Here is a 21,050-nt window from a genome sequence, read left to right as displayed (position 1 = left end):
TAATTTGCAATAAATATACTTAATTCCCTCAATAGTCAACACGCTTTGCAAAATATTTGCAGGGGCCTATTTGGTAACAGGTATTTCCAGGGTAATCGTAACCATATCCCCAATCGAGCCGCCAGACTGGCCTATGGAAAAATCCTCTCGCCGGATGCTGAATTCGCCCTTGAAAACACCGGCGTTGCTTCCATTAGGCGTGAACGTGAAGGGTATCTGTACAGGCTTCGAAATGCCTTTTATCGTCAGTTCGCCATCCGCGCTGAAACCTTGGGCTGTCTTCTCGATCTTTCTGCTGTGGAAACTGATCTCCGGATATTTCTTCACATTCAGGAATTGTTCCTCCTCGCGGAGGTGATGATCGCGCAACCCGATGCCCGTGCCAACCGTGCTGGCATCGATGCTGGCTGTGATCGAGCTGCCCGCCAGATCGTGTTCGTCAAACCGGATGGTGCTCTTTAACCCCGAAAAATGTCCATGGGCCCTGCCGAACAGCCCCTTTACGCTGAATTCCACCTTTGCTTTTGCCGCATCGGCCTTCCACTCGGTTGCAAGAAAGGTGACCGCAACAATCACCGGCAACAGCGCGACCAATACCTGCTTCATACGATCATTTTTCTTTCTTATTAAAAACAAAATACCGCACGCCCACATAAAAGTCCACGGCCTTCATCTGGCTTAATGCCAGGAGAGTCCAGGGCGCATCTCCGCCAAAAAAGACATAACCCGCCCTGACGGCCAGTCCGATCCTGGGCCGCCAGACGCCATAGTACAACAAGGATAAGGGAACACTCACATCCCACCATTTGCTCTCATACCGCGGGGCGATCGAATAGATATCGGGCTGCACCGCTCCTTGGCCCTGCCCAAAGCCCTTGACGATGGAAAGATTGACAAAATAATGATCCATGTACTTCCAATCGGCCTGCAGACTAAGTGCAGCCGGCAATGCCATCCGGAATCCGTTGTCCACCTGCGACCGGCTGGAATCACCATGGTAGAACACCGCGCTCAGCGCCCTATCCACCGCGATATTGCTATGAAAATGCGCCTGTCCCCATTGGGAAAAATCGGCCCCGGCGGTCTGCAGATGAAAGGCCGCTGCCTCCCGGTCAAAATTTATTGAACCTATATCCAGTAGAGAGAGCCCGATCTTGTAGTGGTAATCGTCTTCCTTTCGCGTATCATCGGCGTGGATGTATTGTACCCCGATATCCAGCCCGAAACCATGTCCATGGACACCACCAAAACCCCCGACATGCCGGTAAGAGTCATAGTCGGTGCGTCCATAGTCGACTCCACCCGAAAAGAGGAGATGCGTGCTGTCTACGATACGATAGCCGAGATGGGTGTTTCTTATATAGGCGCCGGCGATGCCTTGTAGGTATTTGACCGTTATCCCCGCATTCCACTGGTCGGTACCATTGTCAAAAAGCACCTTGGCATAATGGACCCCATACTCCAGCCAGTTGACCCCATTCACCTTTGTGCTGCCGTCGGTGAAAGTTGTATCCCACAGGGGGGGACTCTTCAGGTAGACAAAAGCGTTCTGCGCCGTGGCTCCGGGGATGTTGCGGACATTGGCGGACAGCCGGTCGGCAAAAGTAAACCCGATAGATTGCCGGTGGGGCAGCGCCAGCTGAAAGGAAGGGCCCAGGATCTCCGCCGAAAGCGTAACGTGATACAATTTTCCCGGTTGGGTGGGATCATAATAGGTCGCGAATTTGTCGTTGTTGATGATCCCCTTGATGATCGATTTGAAACCAAAGGCCGGCACGGCGCCCTTCGGAACATAGAGAAACGTATTGTTAAAAAGAACGTCACCCGACAATACATTCACATCCCATTTGAATTTCAGGTTCGCTCCGGCAGCGGGATTGATCAGGGTTCCCCTGATCCCGGAATAATTGCTTCCCACGATGCCCATATCATATTGTGCTGCGGTCCGGATGGACAACAGGCAAACAATCGTTACGGTCAATGCCGTGAGAGTCATGGTTGATCTCATGGTTATCATTGTTTTCCTATAACATCCAACGCAATAATAAAACCACGAGTTGCCAGGTCCCCGGCTTATGAAAAAATCTTCCTATATTGATCGGGTCAAATAAAATTATGAACATATCGCACATCCTCTTCCTTTTCATTGCCTTGCAGCCCCTTGCGGCTTTCACCCAACGGTCTTTACCCCGCATCGCCATCGCCGGCCTGGCCATCGAATCAAGTACCTTTTCCCCAGCGCTTACCGAAGAGGCGGCTTTTCATGCGCAATATGGGACAACCGTATTCGACACCTACCCCTTCCTCGCACCCGACTCATCCCTGCGGCACCGTGCCACCTGGATACCCACCATCACCGGTCACGCCCTGCCGGGTGGCGCTGTGACCCGCGCCGCCTATGAGTCGCTGGTGAACAAAACCCTCGATTCGTTACGCAAACACCTCCCCTATGACGGACTCTTCTTCGACATTCATGGCGCCATGAGCGTTGTCGGGCTGGATGATCCGGAAGGGGATTTTATCATCCGCATCCGGAAAGTAGTGGGAAAGGGAACCATCATCTCTACTTCGATGGACCTGCATGGCAACGTCTCGTGGCGTCTGGCTGAAAACACAGATCTCATCACCTGCTACCGCATGGCGCCACATGAAGATGCCATGGATACCAAACGCCGGGCCGTAGAGAATCTCCTGGCAAGGATCGAAAGCGGCAAAGGCAAACCGGCCTACAAAGCCTGGATACCCATTCCCATCCTGTTACCCGGGGAAAAAACAAGCACCCGCATCGAACCGGGCAAATCGGTCTATAAGGCTGTTGCACCCGCAGCAGCCCAAAGCGGCATCATCGACGCAGCCATCTGGGTCGGCTATGCCTGGGCTGACGAACCCCGCAATCACGCAGTGGTCATGGTCACCGGCGACGATAGGGAAAAGGTGGCCCACACCGCCGAATCTTTAGCCCAGGGTTTTTGGCGGGTTCGATCGCAATTTGTCTTTGTCGCTCCGACAGGCACATTAAAAGAGTGCCTGGACAGCGCCGTGAAAAGTGATAAACATCCTTTCTTTATCAGCGACTGCGGCGACAATCCAACCGCCGGCGGAGCCGGTGATGTCACCTGGACGATCGGACAGATCCTCGCCCGGCCTGAATTCACCTCCGCCAATGGGCCCACGCTTATCTATGCTTCCATCCCCGGTGCAGAACTGGTAAAAGCAGCCATAAAGGCTGGAGTGGGTGGACAAGTCGACGGCTATGCCGGTGCTGCCGTAGATCATCGCTATGCTCCGCCGGTACACCTCATCGGGACAGTAGAGTCCATCGTCTATGGCGATAAGGACGCCGAGGTAGAGACCGTCATTCGCATAGGCAGCGTCCATGTCATTGTCACGCAAAAACGAAAACCCTATCACAAAGAGATCGACTTTACCCGCCTCGGCCTCGAACCCCGGAAAGCCGCCATCGTCGTGGTCAAGATCGGCTACCTCGAGCCCGAACTGTGTGCCATGCGCGCCGCCTGGCTGATGGCGCTGACCCCGGGCGGTGTCGACCAGGACCTGTCCCGTCTACCCTATAAGCGCATCCAGCGGCCCATGATCCCCCTCGACCGCATCGACAGGGAACCGGACCTTTCCGCCCGCCTCGTCCCTTCCTCGGATAAATTAAAATTACCATAACATTATAGACCATACCGCTAAGGGAAAATCCCTCTTTGTTACGGATACTTTATCTTGCGATCGATCGTTAAATTGAATACCCTTCGATCGTCAAGATTTTTCCTATGACTCCGAAAATACGCAAAAGGCTTTTCCGGTTTTTACTGTTGCCGATCCTCATCCTTATTGTCCTGGTCGGTATTGCTGTAGGCATCCTCCTTTCCCAGCAACAACGCCTCGTACACCTGGCCGTAACCGAATTGAACAAGAAGCTGCCGGGCGAACTGGTCGTCGGCGGCAGCGATATCTCCGTTTTTCAAAATTTTCCCTATATCTCCATCGGTCTGCAGGACGTAAAACTTCTGCCCGACAAGGTGCTGACGGATAAACCCATTTATGAAGCCGAAAGCATGTATGTCGGTTTTAGCCTGCCCGATATCCTCAAACAGCAATATCATGTAAAGGCACTCCTGCTGAAGAACGGCCATCTCGACCTCGTAGAGGAAAAAAACGGTGAGCTCAACATCGTGGAAGCGGTCAAGATCGCCCCCGACACCGCCACAAAAACAACGACTGCCGGAAAAGCGCTCGATCTCGATATAAAAAAGTTCGTGCTGAAGAACATGCGCATCTCCTGGTCCGACTCATCCGGCGATAAGCACCTGACCGCGAATATCGATCGGATACAGGCCGCCCTCAGGGATGAGGACGGAAAGATCAATGCCGACCTGAAAGGCGCGCTCCTGGCGGACTACACGCACCGTGGCGGCGACACCCTCTTCCGGCACAAACACCTGCAGGCTGATATCAAGCTGTCCTATGACCAGGACGCAAAATTCCTGCGCCTGCCTGTCGGCAAAATAAAACTCGAGGATGCGGCCTTTAACCTCACGGGTACCGTCGATATGCTCCACGATAATACCATCGATCTGCATATCACCGGGGACAAGCCGGACTTCCACCAATTGTTCTCCTTTGCTCCTCCATCGGTAGCGCAGGAATTGAAACATTTTCGCTATGACGGGCTTCTCAGCTTTGACGGAGCGGTAAAAGGGAAACTAAAAGGCCGTGAGCAACCGCTGATCACGCTTGCCTTCACTTGTAAGGACGCCTGGCTGCACAATACCAAGGCGAATAAGAAACTCGACTCCTTATCCTTCAAAGGCTTTTATACCAACGGCGCCGAGCACTCCCTGCGCACGTCCGAATTGCGGCTCACCGATATGACGGCAAAGCCGGACAAGGGCAAATTCACTGGCAATTTTGTCCTGCGGGATTTTACCGATCCAAAAATTCTCATGCAGGTGAATTCCGAATTGGAGCTGGGCTTTTTCGGCGCCTTCCTCGGCATCAAGGACCTCGAACGCCTCTCCGGCCATATCACCCTCAAAATGAATTTTAAAGAGCTGGTCGATCTCAGCCTTCCTGAAAAGGAGATGAGTGAGCTGACAGAGGGCATTCAAAGTGAACTGACGATTCGCAATCTTTCATTCCGGGCGCCTTCCTATGCCTATACGGTCGAAAACCTCAACTGCCACGCCAACATGAAGGACGGTTTTGTAAAGCTGGACTCCCTGGCCTGCAAGATAGGTAGCTCGGATTTCCATTGCAGCGCATCGCTGGACGACCTGCCGGCGCTTTTCCACCACCAGGAAAAACCGGTGAAACTGACATTCAATGCCCACAGCAACAAGATCGTCTTTAAAGAACTGTTGTCTTTCGATACGGTCAAAAGCAGGAAAGCAGAGGAAGAAGAGCAGATCGATGGATTTAATATCGACCTGGCGTTGCAGACTTCGGTACAGGAGCTCCTTCACCCAAAACCTATCCCCAAAGGAAAGCTCACGATAGCCAATCTCTATGCATCGTTTGTCAAATATCCGCATGACTTTAAGAACTTCGGCGCCGATCTCACCATCAACGACACAACCGTGGCGCTGCGGAATTTTGCGGGCAACATCGACAGCAGCGACATCCGTTTCAACGGGCAGATAAACAATTACCCGCTGTGGTTTAATAAAGTGAAAAAAGGGAAGACCCTTATAGCCTTCGACCTGAGGTCGCAGCGGCTGGCTTTGCGTGACCTGGTGGGCAAGACTGGTCTTGGATATCTTCCAAAGGACCTCCGGCAGGAAGTCGGCCGCGGGATCAAGCTGCGGAGCAGGATGGAGCTGCGGTATGATTCCGTGTTCCAGTTTGCCAACGTCGGCATCGCCAACATCTCCGGTACGCTGCAAAGCCACAACATCCGGCTGGACAGCATCAACGGCAACATAAAATTCGGGGCGGATCATTATATAAAACTCGATACGCTGAATGGGAATATCGGAAACAGCGATTTCAATATCAGCATGCGGCTGTACACCGGGAAAGACTCTGCCCGCCGGGCAAAAGAGAATTATCTGCGATTCTCCTCCGATCTGCTCGATGTCGACGAGTTGACCAATTATGCACTTGCCGCCGAGCAGGAAGAAGAGGAAACGGCAGCCATGATGCAACCGGACACCTCAGCCGGCTCTGCCGTAGCCAAAGCAACCACCACCTCAGCCCACGCGAATGCCTTTAATATCTTCAATATCCCCTTCGTCGACTTCAATGCCCGCGTCAATATCGGCACGTTGAATTACCACAACCTTGGAATAAAGAATATCTCCACGACGATGCGTATCACGGCCACTAATGATGTCTATCTGGACGCCTTCAGCGCGGAGATGGCCGGCGGAAAACTCACTGCCCAGGCGCATATCGATGGCACCGACCCCAAAAAGATCTACCTGTACAGCACGCTTGGTGTAGAGGATATGGACATCGAAAAGATGATGTTGAAGCTGGATAATTTTGGACAGGACGTGTATATCAACAAGAATGTGAAAGGTATCATCAGCGGTCAGATCAAGAGCACCTTCCTGGTCCACCCGGATTTCACCCCGATGATCGATCAATCTCAGGCTCAGATGGACATCGAGGTTCTCAATGGCGTCCTGGCGAACTTTGCTCCCATGCAGGCCATGTCCGCGTATTTTATTGATAAGAATCTAAATAAAGTACGGTTTGACACGCTTCGTAATACCCTCACGTTCAAAAACGGCGCGCTCCTTATCCCCGATATGAACATCAACTCTTCCCTGGGCTTTATGGAGATCTCGGGCCGGCAGTCCCTGAACATGCAAATGGAGTATTATATCCGTGTTCCCCTCAAACTGGTGACATCGATAGGTTTTCACAAACTTTTTGGCAAGAAGCGGGAAGAAGTAAACCCCGACCAGGTGGATGCCATCGAATACCGGGATAAGGACAAACGGGTGCATTTCATCAACCTCAAGATCACCGGCACGCCGGACAATTACAAGGTTGCTCTGGGCAAGGCTAAAAAGAGCGAGGGGTTAGGCCCCGTTCCGGCTGCATCGTCTACTGGTCTCTGAATGCTTCAATTTCCTTGAGATAATCCATCGCCTTGATGATGGGTGTCCATTCCACGCTGTTAAATAAAAGCCGTAACCATTTTTTGTCTGCATTCCGCAAGGAAATATTCCGGTATAGCCATACCGACAGCAGGGTCAGCAATAGCGTAATGGGGACGGCAATCAGCCAAAAGTCCAGGCTGTTACCGGCGATCATCTGGTTGCTCCAGAACCAGGTGGAATAAAAGGGTGTCTGTAAGAATAAGATGCGGGTGACGCGGATGGTCGAAGCCTGCAGCCCGGTGAGCTTCTGCTGGGTGTCGACGATATTTTCGCTATAGTCGATCTGCCTGATCAGCGCCATCTGCTTCAGGTAGACCACAATGGCGAGCACCGTAAAGGACAGGATCATGACTATGGACACGGTGAAGTAGAGATTTTTCCCCTGGTTGCTGGCTGCCAGCGCGCCCAGGAAAAGCGCCCATACGATGCCCGCGAATACTGCCCTGCCTTTGAAACCTGCCATCGGCCTCAGTCTCGACTTGACCCGGTGGTGCTGAAAATATTCAAAAGTTTGCAGGTTCAAGGCCCAGGATTGCATATTGAGCACCCGGCTTTCTTCCAGCTTCCGGTCGTACTCCTTCCACAATTGTTTGATATCAAGATCTTCCATATGCTGTTTTTTTATCGGTTAAAATGGCTTGTTTTAGTTTTTCCTTTATCCGGCTCACCTTGGTGGCCACGTTCGTTTCCGTTATACCCATGATCTCCGCTATCTCCCGGTAGCTTTTTTCCTCGAAATAGAGCAGCATCAGCGCCTTGTCCAGCTCTTTGAGGGCGGCGACATGTTTTTGCAGCAGCCACATCGGGGAATCTGCTTCCGCAACCAGCTGGTCCTGCATGTCCTCAAGCGTCTGCGTAAAAGGAATAGTAGTGACGGTCTTCTTCGCATTCCGGTAGTAGGAAATGGCCACATTCAAGGCTACCTTATACATCCAGGTGGAAAAAGAGCAGGCCGGATCATACCGGGGCAGCCCTTTCCACAGCCGGAATATGATCTCCTGGGCCAGGTCTTCCCGGTCGGCCTTGTTCCGGCAAAAAGAATGGCTGATCTTCAGGATAATGCCCTTGTTGGCGGCGATCTGGTTTAAAAAATAGGTTTCCTCGTGCATGTGCATGATAATGATACGCCGGAAGAAGAAAAAAATCACAGCAAAAGCAGAATTTCGGACGAAAGCTGTAACAAAAGCGGACGGTCGTTGTGTGGGGATATTTGTTTACAATATGGTTATCAAATAATTAGATAACTGGTATCGAATTGGTGACAAAACAGATCTACGGCAAGGGACAGCCGCTGGTCATGCTCCATGGCGGCGTCTATGGGTATATCGATGAGTTTGAATACCTCATCCCCCGCCTGGCCGAACACTACATGGTGATCTGCATCGCCACCCGGGGTCATGGCAAATCCGAGATTGGCACGGAGCCGTTTTCCTACCGCGGGCGGGCCTTAGATGCCTATAAAGTGATTCGGAGCATCACAAAAGACAGTGTCACGGTCGTGGGATTCAGCGAAGGCGGGTTTGCAGGTTTGGAACTGGCTGCGCTTCATCCCGAACTGGTAAAAAGACTGGTCGCCATGGGGGTAGGTGATTATGGCGAAGACCACCCCAAAGACTCCCACTATACTCCGGAAAACCTGATGAGATCGGACTCGGCCTTTTTTGCACGCAGGCTCAAACTCATGCCAGAACCTGCACGCTGGAGAGAATTCCTCGACGGTGTGGGAGGCGATGAAGCCCTTCATTCTTCGCTGATGAGATCATCCGGGACAAACCCTGATCAGCGCCCCGCCACCCAGCAGCACCTTCGCATGACGGGGCACCAGCGGATCGAAACGGTCGGGCGTAAAGCAGATCACCAGCAGGCTTAGCAAGGGCCAGACACAACCCACGCACGTCCACCGAAGCAGCACCCTCGGCGGGGCATAATAAGCCACGGGCAACGCATGCAACAGGTCTAATACCACATAAAAAAGATAGGGCGACAGAAACAGCCCGATCAACACCGCAAAGAACCTGCCCCGGCCAAGCAGCAACCGCGGACCCTTCAGTGAAGCCAGGAACAAGGCTTCTTCTTCCAGCTCGTATAGCTCCTTTTTATAAAAGGTGGGAATGAGGGCAGCATACAATTGCGCGAACTCCCCACCCTCCCCCATCCCCTGTTCGACGAGGATACAAATATGGTCAAGGAGGTTGTCCTGCAAACCCTCCAGCCGGATGCCGTGCGCGCGAATATCGTTCGCGATATAGTTTACCTGTTCGTCGGTTAAGGTTGCCATTTACATCGGTTTTGGTTGTAGGTCCAGCAAAAGGGTCATCGTCTGGATAAAGGAAGCAAGCTCATTCACCTTCTCCTTTGTTTTGGCCTTACCGGCCGGGCTCAGGCTATAATATTTCCGCACCCGCTTGCCGATGTATTCTACTTCCGTCTTCACCAGTTTATCCGCTTCCAGGGCATGTAGCGTCGGATACAGCGCTCCTTCGGTGATCTGGATCCTGTCCTGGGTTATCTCCTTCACTTTCTGCGTGATCTCATAACCATACATTCTTCTGTTGTCGGCAAGCAGTTTTAGAACGATGGTTTTAAGCGTACCTTTGAGCAGCTCTGTTGAATATACCATAAGGTGAATATACATAAAATTCAAATGCATTGAACACTTTGCTCCGTTTTTCTTCCCTACCCGCTGATCCATCGGCCCCGGGTCTGCTTGTTCTGGGCAACACTATATTCGCCCGCCATAAAGTGGAGAACAAGCCGGCCAAAAAGAACATTTTCCTGACGGAACATCTGCTGGTGTTTGTCGTGCAGGGCACCAAATTCCTACACCTGCCCGGGCAGGCCGTCACCGTAGCCCCCAGTAGCGTCGTGCTGCTGAAGCGAGGCATCTATGCCATGGCGGAGTTTATCGAAGAAGGATTGTTGTTTGAATCGATGATGGTCTTCCTGCCGGCAGGAGTGATCAGGCAATTCGTTCTCGGGCAGCGCTGGCATCGGCCCGACACCGCAGCCAATTGCCCCTGTGTGGTCATCCCTTCCAATGAGCTGCTGGACAGTTTTAAAACACAGTATCTCCATTATTTCGGGAAATCTTTTCCGGGGCTGGACCAGTTGCTCACCGGAAAGCTTCACGAACTACTCCTGTTATTGCTGGCCACCAGCCAGCGGGAGGCTGTCCGTAGCTTTCTGCTGTCGGCCATAGACGAAGAGCCCGCTGATCTTGAACTCATCGTCCGCAACTACCTGTTCCAACCGATCACCCTCGCCGAACTGGCCAGCCTGTCCAACCGGAGCCTGGCTACCTTCAAACGGGATTTTCAGCGTCATTATGGCGCCTCGCCCAGGCAATGGATCAACCGGCAACGGCTGGCGCATGCGCAACTGTTATTAGAACAAACCGATCAAAAGGTATCGGACATCGCCATCGCCTGCGGTTTCGAAAGCGTCTCCCATTTTATCCGCATCTTCCGTGCAGCATTTGGCGCCACCCCGCAATCGCTTCGAGCCGAAAAAGCAATGCATTGAGCTTTTTGCATTATCACCACTCCCGCCGGCAGAACTAGCTTTGTCGAAAAGAAAAGCAATGAGAATTTTGATCATCGGTGGTCAGGGCACCATCGGAAAGAAAGTAGCCGCGGCGCTGTCCCCCCGGCATGACATCATTATTGCCGGCCGCTACAGCGGGGAAGCCCGGGTAGATATCACCTCCGCCACGGCTATCGAAAGCCTGTTCAAAAAGCTGCAGACCGTCGATGCCTGCATCTGCACGGCTGGAACTGGCTATTATGGCGACTTCGACACGATGACGGAAGAACATATGAACAATGGTGTCCGGGGGAAGCTGCTAGGACAGGTGAACATCGTGCTCATCGGAAAGGACTACCTCACCGAAGGCGGCTCCTTTACGCTTACTTCCGGCATCGCATCCGAACAACCGGCCCGCAACGGAACCTGTGTGGCCATGATCAACGGCGCGATCGACAGTTTTGTGCTAGGGGCGGCGCAGGAATTGAAAAAGGACAAACGCATCAACGCGGTGAGCCCCGGCCTGGTGGAAGACTCCCTCGAACGATATGGACATCTGTTCCCCGGTTATAATGCAGTACCCATGCAGCGGGTGGTCAACGGCTACGTGCTAAGCGTTGAAGGAGCGGTGAACGGCAAGATCATCAAGGTCTGGCCATGATAATTTAGTATATTTATAACATGACAGTTGCTGCTATCATGACCGAGTTGAAGTCGCTCGGCGACCCGAAAATAAAAAGCATCCTGCAAAAGCATGGTGTCCGGGAACCGCTTTTCGGCGTCCGGATCGCGGATATGAAGCCCATCCAGAAGAAGATAAAAAAGGATTACCAGTTAGCCAAAGACCTTTATGCAACGGGCAATGCCGACGCCATGTACCTTGCAGGGCTCATCGCCGATGATGAGAAGATGACCAAAAAAGACCTGCAGACCTGGGTCGAACAAGCGCTCTCGCATAATATCTGCGACTACACCGTTCCCTGGGTGGCCGCCGGCAGTCCGCATGGTTATGCATTGGCACTGGAATGGATCGATGCAAAGGAAGAACACATCGCCGCCGCGGGCTGGGGGACACTGGGATGCTGGGTTTCGTTGAAGGCGGACAAAGACCTTGATCTGCCTGCATTGAAAAACCTTGTTTCCCGGGTGGCCAAAACCATCCACACCGCCCCCAACCGTGTGCGCTATGTCATGAATAACTTTATCATCAGTGTTGGCGCTTACGTGACCCCGCTGACAAAGGAGGCCATCGCCACCGCGGGTAAGATCGGCGAAGTAACAGTGGACATGAACGGAACCTGCTGCAAGGTTCCCGATGCAAAGGAATATATCGGTAAGATAGAAGCCCGCGGCTCGCTGGGCAAGAAGAAGAAAATGGTCAAATGCTGACCGGCCGCTGGCCGCTGGCCGCCGGTTCAAAGATGAAGCTCCACCCTCTCTCCCGACTTCGTGGCCTGGTAGATGGCATCGATGATCTTCAGATCCTTCACCGCCTCTAATCCATCCACCGCAACAATGGGTTGATGCCCTTCCAAAAGGATACCCGCCATCTCATCCATCTGGACGGTCTGATGGGTTACGATGGGTTGATTGAGTTCGCCCTTATTGGTACGACCCTGTATCGGTCCATACCCGGTAGCAGGCTGCAGTTCGGCAAAACCCTGGGTGCCGTTGAGGAAGAAACGGTCGAGGTTGTTCATGCTATAGGTGGACAGACAGGACGCCACAGCACCGCCGGGGAAGCCCAGCTGGAATTGAATGGTCTCATCCACGCCTTCCTTAAACTTTACGGGATTGGTCTTGGTCTCCTGCGCCGTGACCCAGATGGGGTCTTCCCCGATCATATACCGTGAACCATTTATCGAATAGATACCGATGTCCATCAGCGAGCCACCGCCCGAAAGGGCCTTGTTAAGCCGCCACTGCGTCGGGTCACCGATCGTAAACCCCGACAAGCCCTGGAAGAAAAGGACCTTTCCAAATTCCCCCGCCTTCCGCATCCGGATGATCTCCAGCGTGTGTGTTTCGAAATGCATGCGATAGCCAACCAGCAGCCGCACTCCTGCATTTTGACAGGCATCGACCATCTCCTGCCCTTCCTTTGCATTGACGGCCATTGGCTTCTCGCAGATGACATGTTTCTTAGCCATCGCCACCCTGATCACCGCATTGTGATGCAGCGCGTTGGGGGTAATAACATAGACGGCGTCGATATCCGGGTTATCCTTTATCCGGTCGTAGTTCTCGTAATTATAACAGTTCTTCTCCGGGATACCATACTTTGCCTGCCAAGCCGTTATCTTGGCCGGATGACCGCTGATGACTCCAACGAGTTTGGCCTTGGTACAGGTTTTCATGGCTTCTGCCACCCGGGTCCCATAGCTGCCCAGACCCATAATGGCTACGCGTAGCACGGGGCCATCATATCTTTCTTCTTTTATTTCGGACTCATGGGCGGAAGCAGATCGTGCAACCAGGGAAAGGGCAATGGCCCCACTTGTGAGCTTCTGGAGAAAATCGCGACGTGTTTGCATGGCAGTGGCATCTTTGAATAGTCCCCTAAGTTATCCCATTTTTTGATCCAGCCCAAACACGGCTTCCCGGTAACGGGGCGGAAGTAAGATTGTCTTTATGCCCTTGTCCAGATGAAGAAAATGGAAGAGCTTGTACACCTGTACGACAGGATAGAACAAATGTAACGAAGGCAGGTCGAGTAGCCGGCGTACCCGGCCGGGCGTCAGCAAAACCTGGGCCTGTATCAGGAGAAAATACCGCACCGGCCCCAGGCTTTTCCGGTAGCGTTTATATAAATCCTGTGTAAAAGAGCTCCTTACGAGATTTTCCTGCAGGTACTGGTGTCGCATGCGCTCCCACTGCTCATAATCCCCCGGCATACCGGCAAGACCCATACGCCGGCCCACACGCGCGAAAACAGCAAAGACCTCGGCCTTCTCTTCCGGCCGCAGTTTCCGCTCCAACAGCTCGAAGCTGCTTATCGAATAGCCGATCAACATAAACAATACATCAAGGTAGGCCGTGGCAGGGATGGAGGCGCCCCGCTGCGCCTCTACCCCTTTATGGATAGCGGTGATACTGTCGATGGCGGCCAGCGCCCGGTCCTCTTCTGCAAAGACGATGCGCTGTGCATAGGCTACCGTGGAAAAAAGTCGCCCCAGCGGGTCTGCGGGGAGCCGGCCGGTGAAGTACAACCAGTCGACCGATCTGTTCAACGCAAACTCCGCCGCCGACCCCGCAAAGATCAGCAGGACAGTATCGCCGCGACCCCAGATGGTGCGGACAATGGAATCAGGATGTGTGAAACCGGCCATAGTTTTTCTTTATTTTTTCGATCCCCAATACGGTGCCGATACCCAGCGTATAACAACCGATATCCACCCATGTGAAAGTATAGCCCATCAGCGTCCGCATCAGGGATGGCTTTGTAAATCCCAGCCGGTCAGCCAGGTGGAAGTATTGCGTCACCTCCACAAGATCGGCGAACAGCAGGACGGCAAGCGCAAGGGGCAATACCGGCAGTTTCCAAAAGGCCCGGATGAGGCAATACAAAAAGATGACACAAAGGTAGTCTCCGCCATAAGGCCGGATGATCGCGTCGTGCGCATATTCCGCGATACAGAACTCTATTCCCAGGATGAGCAGGCTTAGGAGGAAATAACCGGGGTTGAATCGAAACATAGTTGAAAAGTACTTTGAATTACAAAGTAAATGATAAAAATCCATATTGTCAAGGGAAGGCGTATTTTTGCCAATTGCTCATTAGAAAGGTTTATAAAATGGACAGGACAGAAATCATCTGCATCGGACATATCACCCACGACAAGGTCGTCACTCCCCGCTCGGTTGTTCACATGGCCGGCGGCACCGCCTTTTATTTTTCCAACGCCGTATCCCGGCTCCCCCTGCATTATAAGCTGGTCACGGCGCTTGCGCCGGCAGACATGGCTTCCGTAGAGGAACTCAGGGCCCGGGGCATCGACGTCACCGTACTGCCCAGCGCCGACACGGTATTCTTTGAAAATATCTACTCTGAGAACCAGGATCACCGGACGCAACGTGTCATCGGGCAGGCCGACCCCTTCACCGCCCAACAAGTGCAGGACATAGACGCCGCCGTCTTTCACCTCGGCCCCCTGCTGGCCGGCGATATCCCGGTCGAAGTCATCCGCTCGCTCGCTGCCAAGGGAAAAGTATCACTCGACGCCCAGGGCTACCTGCGGAAAGTAAAGGGTCAGGACGTACTGGCCATCGACTGGACCGACAAGATCAAAGCCCTCTGCTATGTCCACACGCTCAAGGTCAACGAGTCCGAAATGGCCGTTCTGACGGGGCAAAGCGATGTCCGGAAAGGCGCAAAGATGCTCGCCGCCTGGGGAGTAAAGGAAGTGATCATCACCCTGGGCAGCATGGGTTCCGTCATCTATTGCCAAAAGACCTTCTACACGATACCCGCCTATATCCCGAACATTGCGGTGATAGACGCCACCGGCTGCGGCGATACTTATATGGCCGGTTATCTTTATCAACGGGTGAAAGGCGCATCCATCCAACACGCAGGAGAATTTGCCGCTGCCATGGCGACCCTGAAGATCGAAGGCTCGGGACCCTTCACCGGTACACAGGACGATGTCCTCTCCCTGCTGTCCAGCCGCAAACAACAAGTATACCGATGACACCCGAACAGATCACCGCCCGGATGCTCGAAAAGGACTATTTCTCCCAATGGATGGGATTGCAGGTCGAAGCGTCCGGTGAGGGATACTGCCGGCTACACTACCGGGTAAATGACCAGATGCTGAATGGTTTCGGAATCATCCACGGTGGTGTGCTTTTCTCGGCTGCCGACTCCGCCTTTGCCTTCGCCTGCAACTCGCATGGTAGATTGACGGTCGCCCTCGATGTCTCCATCAGCTTCACCCGCCCCGCCCGCAGCGGCGACCTGTTGCACGTCGAAGCCCGTGAGGTCCACCTGGGTCAGAAGACCGGGCTCTATGAGATCCGCACCACCAACGAAGCGGGCGAACTGGTCGCATTGTTCAAGGGCACGGCCTATCGCACTTCGCAGTCCATATCCTGATCTATTCCGTGCGCAAACTATCGGCCGGATTAGCACGCGCCGCGCGAACGGTCTGCAAACTCAATATCAAGAAAGTCAACCCGAACATCCCCAGCGCGGCAACCAGGAAAAGCCAGATAGGCGGCAGACCGCGGTCGGAAAAACGCTGCAACCAGACATGGATGACGATCCCAGCTACCGAGGTGGCGATCACCGTGGCCAATACCACCATCCGGACAAACCCACCCGACAACAACAGCACCACTTGTGCGACCGAAGCCCCCAGCACCTTCCGGACTCCGATCTCCTTGGTCCGTTGCGCCGTCGTATAGATCACCAGTCCCAGCATGCCAAGGCAACTGATGAAGATGCAGATGCCTGTTACCCATTTCAAAAGTTGCGCAAGATCTTCCAGGCCCTTATAGGCAGCGGCGATGGACTCGTCGAGGAAGGCGTATTGGAAATCGACCCCAGGATATAGCTGCTGATAGGCCTTTTCTATCTGCCGGATGCTGGTGCGCCACGAACTTCCATCCGCAGACAGGGGTTCGAGCGCCACATGCTCCGTATAACATTGCTTTGCCGCCGCGGTGAGGGCCACCGGACCCACTTTTTGCATCAGGAAATTGGTATGGAAATCCTGCATGACACCGACGATGGTCACATGGCTCGTCTGCGCACCCGGTGTTCCCAGGTACAGCATTTTGTTCAAAGCATCCTGGGGCCGGGCAAATCCCAACAGTTGGGCATAGCTGGCGTTGATGACGAATTCACGCATGGTATCGCTTTCGGTGACGTTCCTGCCGGCCAGCAGGGGTATCTTGTACAGCCGCAGGTAGCTCGTGTCTGCGAACTTCAGCTGCACACTGGCTTGCACTTCCTTCCGGCCATCCGTATATGTGACGGCAGCCGCGGAGAAATTATGGGAACAGGGCGGCTCCGCCGACAGGCTCACCCCTTCCACGCCAGGAATTCGGCTTATGCGGCCGGAAAAAAGATAACGCTGCTGTCTCACCGAATCGTTCTTCGCGGGAAGGGTGATCGACAGGATGGCCTCCTTGCGAAATCCGGGGTTTTCATGCAGCAGCCGGTTGATCTGCCAGGCGACACTAAGCGTGATGAGCAGGAACAATTGGGCGACGACAAATTGCGTGATCGAAAGAATCCGTCGTAAGATCGCTTTTCGTGTTTGCCCGGAAGCTACCGCCGACTGGCCCTTCAACACCCTGACAGGATCGAATGCCGACAGGATAATGGCTGGGTAAAAGCCGGCAAGCAGGCCTACCGCGATCACCAGCACAATGAGGAAAACGATCAACACGGGCTGGTCCTTCAAACCCAGATGTAGGCCCGGCGGAAGGAATGGCGCGAACAATTGCAGGACCAAGGGCACCAGCAGCAAGGCTACCCCGGCCGAAACAGCCGTTATCACCAGCGTTTCACAAAGGAATTGGCCTATCAGTTGCGGACGGCTGCCTCCCATGGTCTTCCGGATGCCGATCTCCCTGGCACGCTGCGATGCCTGGGCTGTGGTGAGGTTGATGAAATTGATACAGGCCAGCACCAGCAACACGGCCCCCAGCAGTTGCAGACCGACCAGGGCTTCTCTGTGAGGGTGCCGTACGGAATAGAAGGAACCGAATTGGTCATTGAGGTGAATGTCAGGCAGGGGCTCGAGTGCAAACTGCATCTTCCGGTGACCCTTGTTCATATCGGGTGCATACTTCGCCAGCAGCTGCTGCATCTGCCGGGTGACGGCATCGGCGGGATAGCCCGGTTCCAGTCGCAGCAACAGCTCGTAATCGTTGCTGTGGGTTCCCCACTGCTGCAAAGGAAAATGACCAGCCAGCCGGGCATCGTTAAGGGTTGGGAGGGAAAGGAATTCCTGGAAGACGAAGTCGGTGTTTTCGTCCAGGTCGGCCACCACCCCGGCGACGGTGAGCGGGATGGAATCATAGTAGGTCACCGTCCGGCCGATAACCGCCTCCGGCGATAGGTTGGGAAAATAGCGCCTGGCCCTGCTGGCCGTCAGCACCACCTGGTTGGTAGCCGCGAGAGCTGTCCCGGGCGATCCCGCCAGCCAGGTATAAGGCGTCAGTTCAAAATAGGCAGAATTGGTAAAGATGGCCTGTCCATCATCCTTTGCCTGTGTTTGCCCATCGTAAAGGATCATGGGCACGATTCGCCGGATTCCTGTCACCTCTTTTTCCATCGCCCCGATCATCGGGAGGGGCGTCCCCGGACCACGATGCTCATCTCCGGCTATAGACTCGTCTATCACAACCCTGAAGATATGGTCTCCTTCCGGGTGAAATTGGTCGAAACTAGTTTCATAATGCACCACCAGGAAGATCACCAGTGCAGCACTGATGCCTAGTGAAAGCCCGGAAATATTTACCAGGGTGAAGAGCTTGTTGCGAAAAAGGTTGCGTAAGGCGACAAGAAAGTAGTTAGGTAGCATGAGAGGAAGATTATGGCTTTTGCGGTCATAAGTAATGCCATATTATATGGACTTGATTGTTAAAGGGTTGAAAAATCGCATGGTAGTAGGATTGTCCGCATTTGCTACACTGGTTGCCCGCTTTTTGACCTCCGGGGTTTAATATCATTTTAATTCTATCTACACTAAAAAACGCCCAAAAAAAATGAATCTTTGCGGCGTAATGCTCCATCCTGAGCCGGGACCTCCCAATTGCTACCCTGGGAAAAACACCCATATTATAAATTTTCCACGATCGATATGTTTAAATTTTTCGTCGACATTGTAAAGCGTCTGATTGTCAGTAGTACTCTCGTTTTTTGTATATCGATCCCCGGCTTTTCCCAGGCCGTTAATGGAGCCGATACCGCCCTTACCCTTGATCAGTGCGTCGACTATGCGCTGAAGCACCAGCCTTTTGTCAACCAGGCCATCGTCAATGTGGCCATCGCCCGGGCGACAAATTCGATCACTCTGGCCGGCTGGTTACCCCAGGTTAATGTTTCGGCCAACCTCACCCATTATAATACCCTGCCTACGGCCTTTATAAAAAATGCCAGCAGCGGTACCACTGTCGAACAGAAAACCGGCGTGGTCAATACGGCCATTCCGGTCGTCTCCGTCACGCAGACCATCTTCAACCCCGCCTTGCTCTATGCCGCCCGAAGCGCCCCGCTCACCATCAGAGAGGCACAACAGGTGACGGACAGCACTAAGATCGAGATCGTTGCAGGGGTCAGCAAGACCTTCTACGGCCTGCTGCTGACGCTCGAACAGATCAACGTCCTGAAAGAAGATACCGCCCGGCTCGGCAAGAACGTAAGCGATGCCTACCATCAATATGTCAGCGGCATCGTCGATGAGACCGACTATGACCAGGCGGTCATCTCCCTCAATAATTCGAAATTCCAGCTGAAGCAGGCTACCGAGAACGTGACTCCCGAATACGCAGTGCTCAAACAGATAATGGGTTATCCGCCCCAGTCCCAGTTCAATGTCCTATACGATACGGCACGGATGATGAACGACATCGCCTTTGACACCACCCAATCCCTGCAGTTCGAAAAACGCATCGAGTTCCAGGTGCTCCAGACGGAGAAACAGCTGCAGGGACAGCAGATCGACTATTACCGAAAGGCCTGGCTGCCAACACTGGGCGCCTTCTTCAACTATGATTACGAGTTTGAGAATAATTCCTTTGGCAAGCTCTTCTCCCAGGCCTATCCCTATTCCTATATGGGCCTCTCGCTCTCCATGCCCATCTTCACCGGATTGGCCCGCGTGCAGAACGTCAAAAAAAACCGGCTGCAGCTCGATCTGCTCAACTGGAGCGAGGCCAACCTGAAGTCGCAGATCTATTCGGAGTATACTACCGCCCTGGCCAACTATAAGAGCAATCTGTACAATCTCACGATCTCGAAGGACAACGTCAACCTGGCGAAAAGAACCTATGACATCGTGTCTTTGCAATATCTCCAGGGGGTCGTGCCCTATCTGAATGTCATCACCGCCGAATCGAACCTTATCACATCTGAGATCAGCTATCATGGCGCCCTGTTCCAGCTGTTATCGAGCAAGATCGATCTCGAAAAGGCGATGGGCGTCATCGTCGTTCACTAAATCCCTAAATCATCATTAGCAGTAAATCTATAAATCACTTGTATGAGCAGACTGGCATCGATCCTGGTTTTTATTAATAGCCTGGCTTTCTTCTCCTGCCAGCAGAAGCCGCCGGCCCCCAATCCTCCCACACCCGTCAACCTGGCCACGGTGCGGTCGCAGTCCGTCCTGTATTATGACGACTACCCGGCTACCACCCAGGCGCTGAGCCAGGTAGACCTGCATGCCCAGGTCACCGGTTACGTGACGGCCATCTTATTTACGGAAGGTACCCATGTGCATAAAGGACAGAAGCTATACACAATAGACGAAAGACTGTTCAAGGCAGCCTATGACCAGGCGGCCGCCAACCTCAAAGTGGCGCAGGGCAACCAGGAGCAGGCACAGCAGGATGCCGATCGCTACCAGTATCTCATCCAGCACAACGCCGTGGCCAAACAGACTCTCGACCACGCAATCATCGCCCTCCAGAATGCAAAGAACCAGACGGCCGCGGCCGATGAGGCGTTGAAGACCGCTGCGACCAATCTTGCCTATTCGATGATCTCCGCTCCCTTTGACGGTACCATCGGATTCAGCCAGGTGAAACTAGGCAACCTCGTTACGGCCAGCACTACCCTGCTGAATACGGTGTCCACCGACAACCCCATGGCCGTCGATTTTCTCGTCAACGAGGCGCAGCTCAACTATTACGAACAGCTGCAACGGCAAAAAGAGCATGGACTCGACTCCCTCTTTACCATCATCCTCCCCGACCACTCCGTATATCCCTTTACGGGGAAGATATCGGTCATCGACCGGGCCGTCGATCCGCAGACGGGTACCATCCGTATCCGCCTCGAATTCCCCAACCCAAAGCTCGAGCTGCGTGCAGGGATGTCCTGTGTCGTGCGGGTACATAACCTCGAGCGGACACCCCAGATAGTGATCCCGGCCAGGGCCGTCGTCGAACAGATGGGGGAATACTTCGTCTACATCGCAAAAGATACGACCAAGCAGACCGGCGCCGCCGACCCGGCTTCCGATTCCGCAGCCGTTCAATCCAAGCTGCGAGCCATCCAGGTGAAGGTAGAAGAAGGCCAGACCATCGGCTCCAATGTGCTCATCAAGTCGGGACTCAAGGACGGAGACCGCATCGTTGTGGACGGTGTTCAAGCGCTTCACGACGGCTCGCCCATAACTACTGCCAACCGTATGGGACCCGCGACACAAGGTCGTGGCCGTTAACAAATTAATG

Annotated in this window: 20 protein-coding genes; 10 read left to right on the top strand and 10 right to left on the bottom strand. The window is 53.5% G+C overall.

What is annotated here, in order from left to right; translation table 11 throughout:
* Nucleotides 1–66 precede the first annotated feature (66 nt).
* Both IEY39_RS02185 and IEY39_RS02180 read right to left on the bottom strand, forming a co-directional pair.
* Nucleotides 67–606: a YceI family protein gene (locus tag IEY39_RS02185; protein WP_188928053.1), complete on the bottom strand. Its 540-nt coding sequence runs from the start codon at nucleotides 604–606 to the stop codon at nucleotides 67–69.
* A 4-nt stretch (nucleotides 607–610) separates the two neighbouring features.
* Nucleotides 611–2,008, bottom strand: coding sequence for a DUF5723 family protein (locus IEY39_RS02180; protein ID WP_188928051.1), 1,398 nt, complete (start codon nucleotides 2,006–2,008; stop codon nucleotides 611–613).
* Nucleotides 2,009–2,115: 107 nt separating this feature from the next.
* Between IEY39_RS02180 and IEY39_RS02175 the strand changes: the two genes are divergently transcribed.
* A complete protein-coding gene (locus IEY39_RS02175) occupies nucleotides 2,116–3,675 on the top strand; it encodes a M81 family metallopeptidase (protein WP_188928049.1) in 1,560 nt (519 codons plus the stop codon).
* A 104-nt stretch (nucleotides 3,676–3,779) separates the two neighbouring features.
* A complete protein-coding gene (locus IEY39_RS02170; RefSeq protein ID WP_188928047.1) occupies nucleotides 3,780–7,076 on the top strand; it encodes an AsmA family protein in 3,297 nt (1,098 codons plus the stop codon).
* Here IEY39_RS02170 and IEY39_RS02165 read toward each other — a convergent pair.
* Together IEY39_RS02165 and IEY39_RS02160 are read right to left on the bottom strand one after the other, a co-directional pair.
* The gene (locus IEY39_RS02165) at nucleotides 7,063–7,728 is read right to left on the bottom strand and encodes a hypothetical protein (protein ID WP_188928045.1); all 666 of its coding nucleotides are present in this window, start codon (nucleotides 7,726–7,728) and stop codon (nucleotides 7,063–7,065) included. The genes IEY39_RS02170 and IEY39_RS02165 overlap by 14 nt on opposite strands.
* On the bottom strand, nucleotides 7,715–8,227 hold the full coding sequence (locus IEY39_RS02160; RefSeq protein WP_229688732.1) for an RNA polymerase sigma factor: 513 nt from the start codon (nucleotides 8,225–8,227) through the stop codon (nucleotides 7,715–7,717). Before IEY39_RS02160 ends, IEY39_RS02165 begins: the two co-directional genes overlap by 14 nt.
* 149 nt (nucleotides 8,228–8,376) lie before the next feature.
* Between IEY39_RS02160 and IEY39_RS02155 the strand changes: the two genes are divergently transcribed.
* Nucleotides 8,377–8,988: an alpha/beta fold hydrolase gene (locus tag IEY39_RS02155; protein WP_188928043.1), complete on the top strand. Its 612-nt coding sequence runs from the start codon at nucleotides 8,377–8,379 to the stop codon at nucleotides 8,986–8,988.
* Here the strand turns inward: IEY39_RS02155 and IEY39_RS02150 are convergent.
* Together IEY39_RS02150 and IEY39_RS02145 are read right to left on the bottom strand one after the other, a co-directional pair.
* On the bottom strand, nucleotides 8,878–9,396 hold the full coding sequence (locus tag IEY39_RS02150; RefSeq protein ID WP_188928041.1) for a hypothetical protein: 519 nt from the start codon (nucleotides 9,394–9,396) through the stop codon (nucleotides 8,878–8,880). The two genes, IEY39_RS02155 and IEY39_RS02150, sit on opposite strands and share 111 nt — an antisense overlap.
* Nucleotides 9,397–9,738: a PadR family transcriptional regulator gene (locus IEY39_RS02145; RefSeq protein ID WP_229688731.1), complete on the bottom strand. Its 342-nt coding sequence runs from the start codon at nucleotides 9,736–9,738 to the stop codon at nucleotides 9,397–9,399.
* Between the two features lie 29 nt (nucleotides 9,739–9,767).
* Between IEY39_RS02145 and IEY39_RS02140 the strand changes: the two genes are divergently transcribed.
* From IEY39_RS02140 to IEY39_RS02130, 3 genes are read left to right on the top strand one after another with little or no spacing between them, the layout of a single operon-like run.
* On the top strand, nucleotides 9,768–10,640 hold the full coding sequence (locus tag IEY39_RS02140) for a helix-turn-helix transcriptional regulator (RefSeq protein ID WP_188928037.1): 873 nt from the start codon (nucleotides 9,768–9,770) through the stop codon (nucleotides 10,638–10,640).
* A 58-nt stretch (nucleotides 10,641–10,698) separates the two neighbouring features.
* Entirely contained in the window at nucleotides 10,699–11,301 is a 603-nt protein-coding gene (locus IEY39_RS02135; protein WP_188928035.1) for a short chain dehydrogenase, read from the top strand.
* Between the two features lie 20 nt (nucleotides 11,302–11,321).
* Entirely contained in the window at nucleotides 11,322–12,029 is a 708-nt protein-coding gene (locus IEY39_RS02130) for a DNA alkylation repair protein (protein WP_188928032.1), read from the top strand.
* Between the two features lie 26 nt (nucleotides 12,030–12,055).
* On the opposite strand, the gene IEY39_RS02125 is transcribed toward IEY39_RS02130, so the two are convergent.
* The 3 genes from IEY39_RS02125 to IEY39_RS02115 are packed head-to-tail and all read right to left on the bottom strand — an operon-like array spanning nucleotide 12,056 to nucleotide 14,336.
* Complete coding sequence (locus tag IEY39_RS02125; RefSeq protein ID WP_188928030.1) at nucleotides 12,056–13,174, bottom strand: Gfo/Idh/MocA family protein; 1,119 nt, start codon at nucleotides 13,172–13,174, stop codon at nucleotides 12,056–12,058.
* 30 nt (nucleotides 13,175–13,204) lie between these two features.
* Nucleotides 13,205–13,969: an oxygenase MpaB family protein gene (locus tag IEY39_RS02120; protein WP_188928028.1), complete on the bottom strand. Its 765-nt coding sequence runs from the start codon at nucleotides 13,967–13,969 to the stop codon at nucleotides 13,205–13,207.
* Complete coding sequence (locus IEY39_RS02115; protein WP_188928026.1) at nucleotides 13,947–14,336, bottom strand: ribosomal maturation YjgA family protein; 390 nt, start codon at nucleotides 14,334–14,336, stop codon at nucleotides 13,947–13,949. The genes IEY39_RS02120 and IEY39_RS02115 overlap by 23 nt, the downstream gene beginning before the upstream one ends.
* Before the next feature lie 98 nt (nucleotides 14,337–14,434).
* Here IEY39_RS02115 and IEY39_RS02110 point away from each other — a divergent pair, with 98 nt between their 5' ends.
* Both IEY39_RS02110 and paaI read left to right on the top strand, forming a co-directional pair.
* Nucleotides 14,435–15,331 (top strand): PfkB family carbohydrate kinase, encoded by an 897-nt coding sequence (locus tag IEY39_RS02110; RefSeq protein WP_188928024.1) that lies wholly within the window; start codon nucleotides 14,435–14,437, stop codon nucleotides 15,329–15,331.
* Nucleotides 15,328–15,735 carry a hydroxyphenylacetyl-CoA thioesterase PaaI gene (gene paaI, locus IEY39_RS02105; protein WP_188928022.1) on the top strand — a complete coding sequence of 136 codons (408 nt, stop codon included), beginning with the start codon at nucleotides 15,328–15,330 and terminating at the stop codon, nucleotides 15,733–15,735. The genes IEY39_RS02110 and paaI overlap by 4 nt, the downstream gene beginning before the upstream one ends.
* A gap of 1 nt (nucleotide 15,736) precedes the next feature.
* Here the strand turns inward: paaI and IEY39_RS02100 are convergent, their stop codons facing one another.
* A complete protein-coding gene (locus IEY39_RS02100; RefSeq protein ID WP_188928020.1) occupies nucleotides 15,737–18,175 on the bottom strand; it encodes an ABC transporter permease in 2,439 nt (812 codons plus the stop codon).
* A gap of 279 nt (nucleotides 18,176–18,454) precedes the next feature.
* Here IEY39_RS02100 and IEY39_RS02095 point away from each other — a divergent pair, with 279 nt between their 5' ends.
* Nucleotides 18,455–19,813 (top strand): TolC family protein, encoded by a 1,359-nt coding sequence (locus tag IEY39_RS02095; protein ID WP_188928018.1) that lies wholly within the window; start codon nucleotides 18,455–18,457, stop codon nucleotides 19,811–19,813.
* 42 nt (nucleotides 19,814–19,855) lie between these two features.
* Nucleotides 19,856–21,040 carry an efflux RND transporter periplasmic adaptor subunit gene (locus IEY39_RS02090; protein ID WP_188928016.1) on the top strand — a complete coding sequence of 395 codons (1,185 nt, stop codon included), beginning with the start codon at nucleotides 19,856–19,858 and terminating at the stop codon, nucleotides 21,038–21,040.
* The last annotated feature ends 10 nt before the right edge of the window (nucleotides 21,041–21,050 follow it).

Source organism: Puia dinghuensis (genome assembly GCF_014642875.1).
In the GTDB taxonomy this organism is placed as follows: Bacteria; Bacteroidota; Bacteroidia; order Chitinophagales; family Chitinophagaceae; genus Puia; species Puia dinghuensis.
The sequence above is the reverse complement of the archived record's forward strand: the minus strand, read 5'-3'. Positions and strand labels throughout refer to the sequence as shown.

Excerpts from the sequence above, each read along its gene's own strand:
- IEY39_RS02090 (WP_188928016.1), top strand. The coding sequence starts at position 19,856 with ATGAGCAGACTGGCATCGATCCTGGTTTTTATTAATAGCCTGGCTTTC.
- IEY39_RS02145 (WP_229688731.1), bottom strand. The coding sequence starts at position 9,738 with ATGGTATATTCAACAGAGCTGCTCAAAGGTACGCTTAAAACCATCGTT.
- IEY39_RS02120 (WP_188928028.1), bottom strand. The coding sequence starts at position 13,969 with ATGGCCGGTTTCACACATCCTGATTCCATTGTCCGCACCATCTGGGGT.
- IEY39_RS02150 (WP_188928041.1), bottom strand. The coding sequence starts at position 9,396 with ATGGCAACCTTAACCGACGAACAGGTAAACTATATCGCGAACGATATT.
- IEY39_RS02160 (WP_229688732.1), bottom strand. The coding sequence starts at position 8,227 with ATGCACGAGGAAACCTATTTTTTAAACCAGATCGCCGCCAACAAGGGC.
- IEY39_RS02135 (WP_188928035.1), top strand. The coding sequence starts at position 10,699 with ATGAGAATTTTGATCATCGGTGGTCAGGGCACCATCGGAAAGAAAGTA.
- IEY39_RS02130 (WP_188928032.1), top strand. The coding sequence starts at position 11,322 with ATGACAGTTGCTGCTATCATGACCGAGTTGAAGTCGCTCGGCGACCCG.
- IEY39_RS02185 (WP_188928053.1), bottom strand. The coding sequence starts at position 606 with ATGAAGCAGGTATTGGTCGCGCTGTTGCCGGTGATTGTTGCGGTCACC.
- IEY39_RS02095 (WP_188928018.1), top strand. The coding sequence starts at position 18,455 with ATGTTTAAATTTTTCGTCGACATTGTAAAGCGTCTGATTGTCAGTAGT.
- IEY39_RS02110 (WP_188928024.1), top strand. The coding sequence starts at position 14,435 with ATGGACAGGACAGAAATCATCTGCATCGGACATATCACCCACGACAAG.
- IEY39_RS02100 (WP_188928020.1), bottom strand. The coding sequence starts at position 18,175 with ATGCTACCTAACTACTTTCTTGTCGCCTTACGCAACCTTTTTCGCAAC.
- IEY39_RS02115 (WP_188928026.1), bottom strand. The coding sequence starts at position 14,336 with ATGTTTCGATTCAACCCCGGTTATTTCCTCCTAAGCCTGCTCATCCTG.
- IEY39_RS02175 (WP_188928049.1), top strand. The coding sequence starts at position 2,116 with ATGAACATATCGCACATCCTCTTCCTTTTCATTGCCTTGCAGCCCCTT.
- IEY39_RS02165 (WP_188928045.1), bottom strand. The coding sequence starts at position 7,728 with ATGGAAGATCTTGATATCAAACAATTGTGGAAGGAGTACGACCGGAAG.
- IEY39_RS02170 (WP_188928047.1), top strand. The coding sequence starts at position 3,780 with ATGACTCCGAAAATACGCAAAAGGCTTTTCCGGTTTTTACTGTTGCCG.
- IEY39_RS02180 (WP_188928051.1), bottom strand. The coding sequence starts at position 2,008 with ATGAGATCAACCATGACTCTCACGGCATTGACCGTAACGATTGTTTGC.
- IEY39_RS02125 (WP_188928030.1), bottom strand. The coding sequence starts at position 13,174 with ATGCAAACACGTCGCGATTTTCTCCAGAAGCTCACAAGTGGGGCCATT.
- paaI (WP_188928022.1), top strand. The coding sequence starts at position 15,328 with ATGACACCCGAACAGATCACCGCCCGGATGCTCGAAAAGGACTATTTC.